We start from the raw sequence: 12873 nt of genomic DNA on the forward strand, positions 1-12873 counted from the left end.
AAGTCATTTTTATGTACAAGGGATCCGCTGCACGACTTTGTTCTTTAGAGCTTACTGTTCAAAAAATCACGTTAGACGTATTTCATTTAGCGCGTGAGCAAATTCTCACAATTGTCGACAACAGACAGAAATAGAATTGATATTTAAAAAGGAAAATAATATGCCTAAAATAATTAATGTGTTTATAAATGGTACTGATGAAGAAGCACATGATTTAACAAAACATAGAGGAATGACTTCTCTTGCTAATCTTCTTAATGCACTTGTAAAAAAGGATACTGATACGATTAATCTTTGTTTAAATGGATGTAGTATTGATAACCACTATTCACAAGATCTTGGCGCTATTTTTACGTTTAATTTAGAGCACCAAGTAAATGAAGTTGTTGAAAAAGTAAAAGAGGAGATCAATAAAACAGAATCTCTACAACTAAATTTATATGGATTTAGCCGTGGTGGTGCCGCTGTATTTTGGATATGCCAAAAACTAAAAAATATACCCAAAGAACAACTCACCATATCTGCATCAGCATTTGAACCAGTTCCTGGTAACTTTATGCGCAGTGTATACTTAGATAAGCTAAGTGGCGCAAATACCACCTTATCAAGTCAAATTTGCGATTTAAGTGGCTGTAAAAACCTTAGTCGATTGCAAGTTTTGTTTACTTGCGATCCATTACCAGATATTGCCTGCCATGGGCCTATTTTACCCATATTACCAACAAGCTGTGAAGTTGAAGTGGATGTAACCGCTGGATGTCATAAGAGTTCTGAATTATTCGGAATATACAATCAGGTATTTCCTTATAATAAGGAATCAGCGGTTTCATTTCATCAGATTGTAGATTTTTTAGAACAAGGGGGTCTGCAATTTGATTTTTCACAATTAAAACTAAGCAATTCTTTGCAAGATAGATCAACAAAAAATAAGATTAATTTACTTAGAGAAATTGAAGTTAGCCCCACAAGTAGGTCAATGCATTTTGATAATGAAATTAAAGCCAAAAAATTTATATCTAAAAAGAGTGATGCAATTTTTCTGAATTTGTATCATCAAAAATTAGAAGGTAACGATAAAAACTTGTCTGAGTGTGCTCTTATATTAAAAGATTATAATCCTAAGCCAACATACAGTAATTGTCTAAAAAGCATAGGGATTTTTAAAAACACTGCTGTTGTTGGAAGTGCTTTAGCTTCATATGCAACCTATAGTTATTTTTCAAGCACTTGTAACACGTGAATACGTAGTGATTTTGATATGGTCTAAAAGAATTTGCCCATATCAGATCTCAGCCGGGATCCTAGTAAAAAGGGTCATGTTAATCCCTGCGGCAGTTTTGAAGTAGATTTAACGACTTATTATTCAAAAAAATCAGAAGAATTCGATATTCAAGTCATCACGACAACAAAGCGCTGGGCTGGTGTAAAGCCCAGCGATATCGTTACGCAAGGGTTTAGAGGCCTTGAGTATGAATTACAACCTCACTCAATAAAAACCTTTATATTCAAAGTACAAGGTCTGCCCCCGGAGCTGTGGTTGAATTGACGCCATGTCGTAGGCGATTATTATATTAGGAAGCTATTTTCGCTATCCAAAGTAGGTACTTTTGTTAATGCCAATTCGTATTTTGTTAATGCTAATTCATATTTTGTTGTGATTAACTCAGCAATTGGCTGGGATTTACTTCCAGCAAGCTCCTTTGTACGAATTGCATTTGCAATAAAATCAGTAAGATCATCAAATAGCTTCTCTATTTGCCCCGCATCCGCATTCACACGAACTACCTGTTGTATTTGAATCATATTATTTTCTATGGCCTGAGAAAAAACAGACATAATATTTTCTGGGGAAATTATTTCTCCATTAGCTGGAACATAAGTGAAATCATCATGATTTTTAGAAATTTCTTGTAGTCTATTCAATGCTACAGGATGCTCTGCATTGAGTTTTAAAGCAGCCTCATAGAATGAAGCGGCCCTTAAGGAGTTATCTTCCACGGGTAATAATGAACATGACTTCAAATAAAAATCACCCATTAATGATAATAAATTAGCTAAAAACCCACTGCTTTTATAGTCCCTTGCTACACCAATGATCACTTTCTTAAATGCGTCATGATGATGTGTTTGCAATAGAGTGGAACTGCTGGTTAACAGTTGGGGGGGGCTGGTAAAAAATGTAAATGGTGTAGGTGATAGAGATGTCTTATTCTTATCAGTTTCAGATGATTTTATATATTTTGATGGGGGTTCAACACTAGCTTCTAATAGGCGATTGAAGTCACTGTCATGAGATAGAGCTTGGGAAAGCTCGCTTAAAGCATCAACCATCCAACTATCTTCTTGGTTGGAAGTCGCTCCTTTTTTTACTTGTCGTGTTACTTTCTTTGCTTTCCATACTTTCTTTTGAATATCTTTTTGATTGGCTGCTGATTCTTCATCACCAAGTTCTCTCGATGATCGCTTTACTTTTTTTGCTCTATTGGATTTTTTAGCGTCGTTATGTCCTATTTCCGTTAATTCTTCTATCTCAGAGCATAGCAGTTTATGGTTTTGCTGCGAAATTTCTTCCTTTTCAGACGATATGTTGGCAATTAATTGATTGAATTTCGAAATAAAGGGATTTTTTTTGTCTAATTTACGTGATTTTCGGATAAGTTCTTTATACTGCTTTTCTAATTCTGGAACATCTTCATCTTTATTGTTTGTTGCAGCAAAAAATTTATAATATAGGAGTTGTAGTTTTTGTTCACCAGATAAGAATTTTGATTGATCTAATAAATTTTCGGTGATAAATGATTTAATTCTTTTTATAAATTGTGGGTTTTTAGAGTAGTTAAATCCACGCTCTAATAATTCCAAAGAGCCCAAATAGAGTTCAATTTCTACTAAATCATTTGCTTTACTCATATATTCTTCCGCTTTAGAAAACCAGTCTAAAGCTTGAGTAATTGCTTCTTCATGTTCCGCAGTTTCTTTTATAGAATGAGTAAATCGATTACTGATTTCTTTACACGCATTGCTAAGTGCCTGATATACCGTGTTTATTCTTTCTTTGTTGGTAGTAAGCTCTTGATTAAGGCAAATTTGCTTATAAATAGAGTCCATTTCGTTGCACCAACTAAGAATTGGCTTCCATTTTTCTAATATTTTTTCATGATTTAATTCTGTTTCGGAATAATCTAAGACAATTTCAGCTGTGGTGATAATAATTTCACCTAAAACAAAAGCAAGGGCATCCTGATAATGTTCATCCTGTTTAAAGTTTTTCTGCAAAGCCATTTTAGCGAGTTTGGCTTGGGCTGCTTGATACTGTTTTAGGGCTTCTTTGTAATTTCTTTTTTCATATTCCTGATTACCTTTATTTTCTTCCGAAGTGCCAAAGTAGTATTTCATAAAATTTAATCCGACGGATTGTGAATAATTTGGATATTGTAACTTATATTTGATCATAGTGGTATGGATCCATCCCTTTATGATAATAATATGATGCACCGTATTTATTTTAATTTTATGGTTGTATTTATATTCATAATATATAATTAATATACAGAAAAACAATTAATGTTTTATCATGACAACAAAGAAAAATACTAGACATTCCCCGTCCACAAAAACTACGAATAATTATTCTTTTTTCAAAAAAGGAAAAGGACAGATTTCGATGCCTTCCCACAAAATCGAAAAGACAATGCGTGAATTAGGCATCGATAATATGCGTCTTGAAGACTATATCCCTTCAGAGCATGATAACCCCCATTTAATATCCATTAGAGAAGTGGATTTACTGAGAAATTTTGGTGGTCGAGGAGCGTTTGCAAAAAAAGATATTAAAGAGGGAGAAACGATTGGAACATATACTGGGGTAGAATATAAAACTGAAGCAGAATATAAAAAGGTCAATACATCCAATGCTGATACTAGTTTTGCAATGGCAATTGGAAAAGGAGTTGTTGATGCGAAGCCCCAAGGTAACTTTACACGCTTTATTAACCACTCTGATATGCAGGATAATGTGGAGTTTGTTAACAACTCAATAGGTAAAAAAAAGGTAATTGACGTTGTTGCAACCCGAGACATTAAGAAAGGGGAGCAACTATTAATCGATTATAATACTTATGATGAGCGTGTAGTTAAAGAGTTTTTTTTCCTGAACGCTAGTGATAATTGGTTATCTGCAAGAGAAGTTTATGAGGAACATAGAGAAGAATATCAATTAATCAAGATAAATATCGATTTGCCATTATTTAATATTGAAGTGGGAGACCTATTTTATGTAACACCGCTTGGGGTTGAAATTTTTAAAAACTATGGTGGTGAAATCATACATGACAAGGCAGATGAGGTCATTATTTTGGGCAGTAACTTAATTGTTATTGAGGATGATGAAATGGAGGACGAAGATGAAATAGATTATAAATCTTTATCTTCCTTATCTTCTTTATTTTTCCTGGAGGGGGAAGAAAGCGATGTCGATATGTCTCATCATGATAAAAAAGAAGTGGCTCAAGATATAATTGATTTGCCTTTTCTGAAAATACAAAAAGATGGCAAAACGATTATGGATTTTAATCAAGCAGATTCTTTTACAGCACTTATGTACGCTTGTTATTGGGGACAAGTGGAGAATGTTAGGTGGCTAATTGATGCCGGAGCTAATATAGATCAACAGCAGAATCGCTCAGGAAAGAATGCTTTGTTTTTTGCATTGGAAGGTTACAGTGAAGGACTTGTTATTTTTGATAGATATTTGGATATTATTCGTCTTTTGGTCGATTGTAATGCTAATACCGCTATCTATGATAGAACAGAAAATACCTTTTTACATAGGGCAGCTGAACTTCTTTCAAAAGCCGCTTTTGAGTCATTGATTAATCACCTTAAAAACGCAGATTTGAAGAAAATTTTAAGCTATTTGAATCAGGATAATCTGGATCCTATCTTATATTGTTTTAAAATGAAGTATCTTGAAAAAGCAGAGATTTTATTAAATTACTATCCTGAATTTTTTGAAGATACTTTTAGCGAAGATAATGAGGACACAGAGGCTTTTATAACATTTCTCAATACTTATACCCCAGATGAAAAACACACTCTTTTGCAGCTTTTTAAAAAATTTGAAGTCGATCAAAATACGGATCTTATAGATATTTTAGGTTTAGATGAAGACTCTGTTCAGCTAAAAATATAAGCGGTGAGGCAAGAGAATCCGGCTCATATACAAGCGATTAATAGTTGAAACAGGAACGAAAATTGGCTTCCCGCTGCGCATGCTTTGGAGAAATTCATACAAAACAGCCAACTCCCAAACTTGGTTGGACTGTACCAGTTAATGCCAATTTATTTTTTAATTTACTCTATCCTCGAGCGATTTTTCTGGCGCCGCTCATGCAACACAAAATATAGTCCTGGTAATACCAATAAAGTCAAAAAGGTAGATGAGATAATACCACCAATGACCACCGTGGCAAGTGGTCTTTGTACTTCTGAACCGGTACCCGTAGCTAATGCCATGGGCACAAACCCTAATGATGCGACCAATGCGGTCATTAATACGGGACGAAGGCGTGCTAACGAGCCTTGTAACACGGCATCTTTTAAATATAATTTTTTTTGTTTTCGTAGTTTATTAATGAAAGTAATCATGACCAAACCGTTTAAAACAGCGATCCCCGACAACGCGATAAAACCTACGCCGGCAGAAATAGAGAGAGGAATACCTCGCAACCAAAGAGCAAAAACACCTCCAGTCAAGGCCAAAGGAATTCCAGAAAATACGAGCAAGGCATTACCTATATTTCCAAAGCTCATAAATAAGAGTAAGAAAATACCCAATAAAGTTACGGGCACCACAATTTCCAACCTCTTTGAGGCTGATTGAAGCTGTTCAAATTGACCGCCCCATCTTATCCAATAACCACTAGGTATTTTCACCGTTTGCTCAATACGCTCTTTCGCTTCAGTAACGAAAGAGCTTAAGTCTCGATTTCTCACATTGGCAGTCACCACTACACGACGTTTACCACTTTCACGGCTGATTTGATTGGGGCTTTCACTGCGTACTATTTTAGCAACCTCACTTAATGGAATAAAATGACTATGCCCATCTTTTCCAAGAGGCAAAGGAATAAATACCTGTCTTAACACAGTTGGACTTGAACGCAATACCTCCGGTAAACGTACGATCAAATCGAATCGTTTATCTCCCTCAAACAACTCCCCACCTTTTTTGCCGCCTATGGCGATCAACAGAGCATCTTGAACACTGCCAATTTGCAAACCATAGCGCGCTAGTGCATTACGATCGATCTCCACAGTTAAAAGCGGTAAACCACTCACTTGTTCGACTTTCACATCCGAAGCACCAGGTATCTTTTTAAGCTCCATACTCATCGCATCCGCTGTTTTGAGTAAGACACCCATATCATCCCCAAATACCTTCACCGCCACATCACTACGTACGCCTGAAATCAATTCATTAAAACGCATTTGAATGGGTTGGGTAAACTCATAGTTGTTTCCAGGAATTTCTTTTACAGCTTGCTCAATTTCTTGAACCAACTCCTGTTTGGTTTTCTTAGGATTAGGCCACTCTTGGCGTGGTTTCAGCATGATAAATGTATCCGCTACGTTAGGCGGCATAGGATCGGTTGCAACTTCTGCTGTCCCAAGTTTGGCAAACACACTTTTTACCTCAGGAAATTGTCGTACACGCCTCTCAACTAAATCTTGCATGGAAATAGCTTGAGTTAAACTAGTACCGGGAATGCGCATTGCGTGCATGGCAATATCTCCCTCATCAAGGCTAGGAATAAACTCCCCTCCTAAATGAAAAGCCAGGATAAAACTAATTAAAATCAAAACGAGCGCAGCGCCAATCACCGTTTTTCGAGCATGAAAACATTGTCTTAATACCTTCGCATACCCAAGAGAAAGAAAATGTACTAACCGATTTTCCTTTTCTTGTATGCGTCCTCGCAAAAAAATAGCGACGGCAGCCGGAACAAATGTTAACGCGAAAAGCATCGATGCCAAGAGTGCGAGAATGACTGTTTCTGCCATAGGAAAAAACATTTTTCCTTCAACACCGGTTAACGTTAAAATTGGTAAATAAACAACGGTAATAATAGATATACCAAAAATACTAGGGCGAATTACTTCCGTGGTAGCGTCAGCAATTACCGTTAAGCGCTCCTCAAGATTTAAGATTCGCCCTAAAGTGTGTTGTTGCTCCCCTAAATGTTTGATACAGTTTTCAACAATAATGACTGCACCATCAACAATTAAACCAAAATCCAGTGCGCCTAAACTCATCAAATTTGCACTGATCTTATTGGTTACCATGCCGGTAATAGTTAGGAGCATAGATAAAGGAATCACCATCGCCGTAATAAGCGCTGCGCGAATATTACCTAAAAATAGGAATAAGATAATGCAGACTAGCAATGCGCCTTCAAGTAAATTTTTCTTTACCGTATTAATTGTGGCATTAACGAGCGTGGTTCGATTATAGACTGTAACCGCTTCCACCCCGACGGGCAATGACTTATTAATTTCTTTCATTTTGGTGGCTACGCGTTGGGACACAGTGCGGCTGTTTTCACCCATCAGCATAAAAACAGTTCCTAAAACCACCTCTTCGCCATTCTCTGTTGCAGCCCCAGTACGTAATTCTTTTCCAAGGGCTACTTCAGCCACCTCACGGATACGTACAGGAGTTCCGTTAAAATTTGCTACCACAATATTTTCTATATCGGTGATATTCTGCACTTGACCTGGTACACGAATAAGATTTTGCTCGCCATTACGCTCGATATAACCTGCGCCAATATTCGCATTATTGCGTTGTAGAGCCTCAACCAGATTATTTAAACTCAAGCCATAACGTACCAATTTAGTCGGATGTGGAGTGATATGAAATTGCTTCTCATACCCACCTACCGTATTAACTTCAGCCACTCCTTCTACGTTACGTAATTGGGGCTTAATGATCCAATCTTGAATCGTGCGCAGCTGCGTGGGATTATGACGTTTATTTTGGGGAGTATTTGATTTATTAGTCACTGTATACATAAAAATCTCACCCAGCCCCGTTGAAATGGGACCCAGTGTGGTTTCTGCTTCTGGCGGTAATTTATCTTTCACTGCTTGTAAACGTTCATTGATCAGTTGCCGGGCAAAATAAATATTCGTTCCATCCTTAAAAGCAACAGTTACTTGGGATAAGCCATACCGAGATAAAGAGCGTGTGTAATCAAGATTAGGCAGTCCGCTCATGGCTAATTCAACGGGAAATGTAATCCGTTGCTCCACCTCAAAAGGTGAATATCCTGATGCTTCTGTATTAATTTGTACTTGCACGTTGGTAATATCGGGTACTGCATCAATGGGAAGACGCTGAAAATTGTAGATCCCCAATGCGGCGATAATGAGCGTAAATAAGAGTACAAACCAGCGATTTCGTAAAGAGAAGTGAATAATTTTTTCAAGCATGATTTTTAGTCCTCATGGCTTGCCCCTTCTTTACCTATTTCCGCCTTAATGTAGAAACTATTTTTACTTACGTAATACTGACCGGCATCTAATCCTGAAATAACTTCAGCCCATTCATTGTCTTTTTCACCTAAAAGCACTGGTGTTGCTTCAAAATAATCACCTTGCTGCACATAAACCACATCCTGTTTTCCCATTTGCTGAAGAGCCGAAACAAGCACCGCAACGGGAACTATTTTTTCCTTAACAACTATAGCACCATTGACATACATACCAGGAAGCCATAAGCGCCCCTCATTATTAAGTACCGCACGTGCCAGGGTGGTTTGACTGTCCTCAATACCTAAAGGAGAGATGTAGGAAATGGTACTTATGGATTTAGGTTTTCCTTCATCACCAGTCACAATCACCTCCATACCTGACTTAACTAAAGAAGCTTCCTTACGGTATAAAGTGAAATCAGCCCAAACATTAGCAAGGTTCGCGATTTCATAAATAGGTTTAGTATTTTGTGCAAACTCCCCATTCGTTGCATGTTTTTGCACAATCGTTCCCGTTATTGGGGCTTTAATTTCATAGCTTTGTAAACTCTCATTACTTTCAACGATCGCTAATAAATCGCCTTTGGTGACTTCATCTCCGAGATTTTTAGTCATTGATTTAATGATCCCTGAGTAACGGGCATAAATTGGGGCGGTGGTATCCCGATTGGTCGCAATTTTACCCACTACATTTAATTGAGTTCTTATGACCTGTTGTTGGGCAACCGCTGTTTTTATTCCTGCAGCCTTAAGCATGGAGGGCTCAATTTTTACTCGTCCCTCATAAGCGGAGTAGTGCCAATTTAGTTGTTTTCCAGAGTAATTAAAGCGAATCATTACCTCAAATGAATGAGGCTCTTCAATGACTTGCTGACTTTGTAAAAAGTTTCTTATTGGAATAAAACTAATTTGCTCTTTTTTTCCATTAAATCGAGTAAGCTCTACGTTTAAATCTGACTGTGGGGGCAAAATCGTTTCGCCATTTTTGTAAATATATACTCTAAAATGAGGCGGCATGCCGCGTTCAAAAACTAAAAGCTCTAAAGTCAAATCACCCTCTTTAAACAAACGACCACCTTGAGGGCCTCGTTCAATAACTTCGTGCTGATGATCTGCGTCCATGATTTGAATAGCTTCTGCACAGACGCCTGAAGCCATCCCTAATAAAAGCATGGCAATTTGCAGAAAGGAAATTATTGCCGGTAACGAATTCATTTGCTCTCCTTAGTAGGATGAAGACCTAAAAGCCCTGTCAATTGAATTAATGTTTTGTGATTATCAGCATGGGCTTGCTGATAATGTCGTTCTTCTGCATACAAAGTGGTCAACGCAATCGATAACTCAATATAAGTATATCGTCCCATTTGGTAGCCATCTTGCGCTAATTTTATTGATTTTCGCGCAAGTGGTAATAAAGAACTGGTTACCAAATCAGCTTCATAACGACTTTGCTGAGCTTGTAAAAACACATTATATACCGTTTGGCGAACATCAAGTCTTGCTCCCTGATATTGGTGCATCGTTTGCGTCAACTGAGCCTCTGCAGTCATTATTTTTCCCTGATTGCGATCAAAAACGGGAACTTGGGCGTAAGCAGACATCACCGCCGCATTGCTACCATCATCAGAAAAATGACGGCCACCAACCTGAATGTTCAAATCAGGCCAAACGGATTTTTTGACTGCGGTAATGGTTGCGCGTTTTGCTTTGAGTTGTTGTTGCATTTGTATGAGCTGCGGACTTCGCGGTAATTTTTTTAAAAGCTCGGCCCAATTTAATGTTACATCCGGCAATCCTTTATCTACTAAGGGTAAATCGACCCTTAATCCCTTACCTAATAAACGTGCCAGTTTAGTGCGTTGGGATAATGCATCACGTTCCGCTTTTTTTTCTTGAATCCTTGCCTCGCCCAAGCGTACTTGAGCTAGTCTTAAATCCAACTCAGCCCCTGCCCCAGCTTTAACGCGCCGATCAATCGAGCGTACAATATTTTTATTCAGTGAAATAAGTTTTTTAGTAACCAGATGCCATTGTCCTGCATATAAAGCATCGACATACGCAACCCCGACCGCCATATAAATGGCCGCTTTTTGAACATTAATTTGGCCCAAGGAAGCTAAATAATCAGCATAAGTTGCTTTTTTTAAATAGGAGAGACGCTTACCTAGAGGGATTGGTTGAGTTATGGAGGCGGTGGTTTCTGCTGCTTCGTAGCTGGAATAGCTTCCTGAGCCCCCAAAATTTTCTGCGGTTAACGTCAATTGGGGATTGGGGTAAAGACCGCTTTGGATAAAATATCCACGCATGGCCTGAGCCTTATCCATTTCGGCTTGCAGTTCAGGGTTATTCTTGTAGGCGATTGTCAAAGCTTCCTTAAATGTGAAAACCTTGCTTGCCAAGACTTCTGGGCTCATATAACTTATTAATAAACAAATAGTTAAATTTATATACCTCATTTCCTGTCTTAACCTATCCCTCATACCCAAGATTAACGTTTGATATCCATTTAACTATATTATTAAACTAAAATATATGAGTTTAAGGCTTATTCTTAAAAAGCAGATAAGACGATTAGTCAACTATCTTTGCATTTCGTAACAATGTCCTGATTAATACTGGCATCAAACAACACCATGTCAGCAATGATTATCGACATATTCTTTTTGAAAAATAAGTCCATCTTTAGATAATTTATCCATACCTTAATTTTTCATTAATAAAAGATGACTATAATATTACCTCAATGACCAAAATTTAAAGTTATCGTGCTAACAATTAATCCAGAAGATATATCTCCAAAATACTCAAAAGAACTAGCAAAATTTTTTAATACGCAAGCAGCAGATATTAATATCTGGAAAGCAGGACAACTGTATGCATTCGAAAATGGCACTCAATTTCAATTTACTTCTGATATTGTAAAACGCCAACGTAAAGAGGGTAAAACCGGATGTCGATACGAATTTATTAGCAATCGTCTTCTTGGCACCGGGACATTTGGTGAGGTTTATGAAATAGAAGGCACATTAGCTCTTAGCGCTGATGAAGTTCGGTTTAAACCTCATGGACTGAATAATAAAACGCGTGCTGTAAAAATTCAAAGACACCATGTCCAAAATCCTATTGATGCCATATTGACAGAATATAGCTTGGCTAAAGAAGCAAGCCATTTAGGGATAAAATTCCCCACAATCGAAGGAACGACCAGCTACACCGTAATGAAAAAGCTAAAAGGCCAGGAATTATTTACGATTATCACAGAAGATTTTGAGAAGATCAGCCCATTAACGTTAAAGCAACGTATTGAACTAACCCACTCATTATTAAAAGCATTGAAAGAACAAGTAACAGATAAAGGAATTATTCATCGCGATGTTAAAAACGAAAATATTCTCGTAGATTTACAATCTGGGCTAGTGAGTTTTTTTGATTTTGGGTTAAGTGTCAAAGCTGATGCACTTGATGGAAAGTATTGTGGTACGCCAGCTTATGCTCCTCCCGAACTATTTTTTAAAGGCAAACAGACCGTTAAAATTGATGTTTTTTCTTTAGGTAGAGTTCTAGCTCTTATCTGGCATATTGATACTGCAAGTTATAATGATCCGAATCTAAGTAGTTACAGCAAAAACTCTCTGAATGTAAATTTAGATTCATTATTTTTCGATTTAAATGACATCGATCCTAACACGAAGCGAATTATTCATCGCCTGCTTTACGGAATGATGTGCGCCCTGGTAGATTCACGATTAACAATTGAACAGGCCATTGTTTTATCTACTCAAATAACCCTAAGTAATCAAAATACGCAATCAACAAACGAAGAACTAAGTACTCCTGACACCACAGCTCTTTTAGATAAACACTCAACATTTATTCAAAATAATTTAGTCGAAATCAAATTCAAAATGATGCAGTTCTATTTATCTAAAAACCGCACTGACCTAGATACTGAACTAACGCAAAAAGTAAACGCTCTGGCCCGAGATTTGAATAGTAAAATTGATAAATTATCTCATCTGGCTGCTCAAGGATTAGAGCAGGATTTGTCCGAACTAATCAGAGAGGCTCGGCAACTTATTAAGGAAAATAAAGAGTTATTTAAGCACTACAAAATCGGCTCTCTGCTTACTAATATTAGTGCTGATTTCAGGACCCTAGTCTTAGCTAATTCCGGCTTAAACATGTGTTCTCTTGCCAGCAGTGAAAATCAGTTTGTTTTTTTTAAGGAAACAAAAACAACCCCAAATAATTCTTTATCTGAGAAAGCTGATGAGTCTATTGAAAGCACCACGAATAAAAAGCAGTAAAATAAACCCCCTAGTATGGGATAATTGTATTT

Annotated in this window: 7 protein-coding genes; 3 read left to right on the forward strand and 4 right to left on the reverse strand. The window is 37.2% G+C overall.

Annotated elements, in window-relative coordinates; all coding sequences use genetic code 11:
* Positions 1–160: 160 nt before the first annotated feature.
* On the forward strand, positions 161–1240 hold the full coding sequence (locus E1P08_RS13340; RefSeq protein WP_133137507.1) for a hypothetical protein: 1080 nt from the start codon (positions 161–163) through the stop codon (positions 1238–1240).
* A 326-nt stretch (positions 1241–1566) separates the two neighbouring features.
* Here E1P08_RS13340 and E1P08_RS13345 read toward each other — a convergent pair whose 3' ends face one another.
* The gene (locus E1P08_RS13345; RefSeq protein WP_133137508.1) at positions 1567–3495 is read right to left on the reverse strand and encodes a hypothetical protein; all 1929 of its coding nucleotides are present in this window, start codon (positions 3493–3495) and stop codon (positions 1567–1569) included.
* Positions 3496–3574: 79 nt separating this feature from the next.
* Here E1P08_RS13345 and ankI point away from each other — a divergent pair, with 79 nt between their 5' ends.
* Positions 3575–5191 (forward strand): Dot/Icm T4SS effector AnkI/LegAS4, encoded by a 1617-nt coding sequence (gene ankI, locus E1P08_RS13350; protein ID WP_133137509.1) that lies wholly within the window; start codon positions 3575–3577, stop codon positions 5189–5191.
* A gap of 161 nt (positions 5192–5352) precedes the next feature.
* On the opposite strand, the gene E1P08_RS13355 is transcribed toward ankI, so the two are convergent.
* The 3 genes from E1P08_RS13355 to E1P08_RS13365 are packed head-to-tail and all read right to left on the reverse strand — an operon-like array spanning position 5353 to position 10990.
* A complete protein-coding gene (locus tag E1P08_RS13355; RefSeq protein WP_165485181.1) occupies positions 5353–8493 on the reverse strand; it encodes a CusA/CzcA family heavy metal efflux RND transporter in 3141 nt (1046 codons plus the stop codon).
* A 5-nt stretch (positions 8494–8498) separates the two neighbouring features.
* Positions 8499–9749 carry an efflux RND transporter periplasmic adaptor subunit gene (locus E1P08_RS13360; RefSeq protein WP_133137511.1) on the reverse strand — a complete coding sequence of 417 codons (1251 nt, stop codon included), beginning with the start codon at positions 9747–9749 and terminating at the stop codon, positions 8499–8501.
* Positions 9746–10990, reverse strand: coding sequence for a TolC family protein (locus E1P08_RS13365; RefSeq protein WP_133137512.1), 1245 nt, complete (start codon positions 10988–10990; stop codon positions 9746–9748). The genes E1P08_RS13360 and E1P08_RS13365 overlap by 4 nt, the downstream gene beginning before the upstream one ends.
* A 309-nt stretch (positions 10991–11299) precedes the next feature.
* On the opposite strand from E1P08_RS13365, the gene E1P08_RS13370 reads away from it, so the two are divergent.
* The gene (locus E1P08_RS13370; RefSeq protein WP_165485182.1) at positions 11300–12841 is read left to right on the forward strand and encodes a protein kinase domain-containing protein; all 1542 of its coding nucleotides are present in this window, start codon (positions 11300–11302) and stop codon (positions 12839–12841) included.
* Positions 12842–12873: the final 32 nt, after the last annotated feature.

The organism is Legionella rowbothamii (genome assembly GCF_900639985.1).
Lineage (GTDB): Bacteria > Pseudomonadota > Gammaproteobacteria > Legionellales > Legionellaceae > Legionella > Legionella rowbothamii.

Bases quoted from the DNA above. Each gene is read 5' to 3' on its own strand.
- E1P08_RS13340 (WP_133137507.1), top strand. From the start codon at position 161: ATGCCTAAAATAATTAATGTGTTTATAAATGGTACTGATGAAGAAGCA.
- ankI (WP_133137509.1), top strand. From the start codon at position 3,575: ATGACAACAAAGAAAAATACTAGACATTCCCCGTCCACAAAAACTACG.
- E1P08_RS13355 (WP_165485181.1), bottom strand. From the start codon at position 8,493: ATGCTTGAAAAAATTATTCACTTCTCTTTACGAAATCGCTGGTTTGTA.
- E1P08_RS13360 (WP_133137511.1), bottom strand. From the start codon at position 9,749: ATGAATTCGTTACCGGCAATAATTTCCTTTCTGCAAATTGCCATGCTT.
- E1P08_RS13365 (WP_133137512.1), bottom strand. From the start codon at position 10,990: ATGAGGTATATAAATTTAACTATTTGTTTATTAATAAGTTATATGAGC.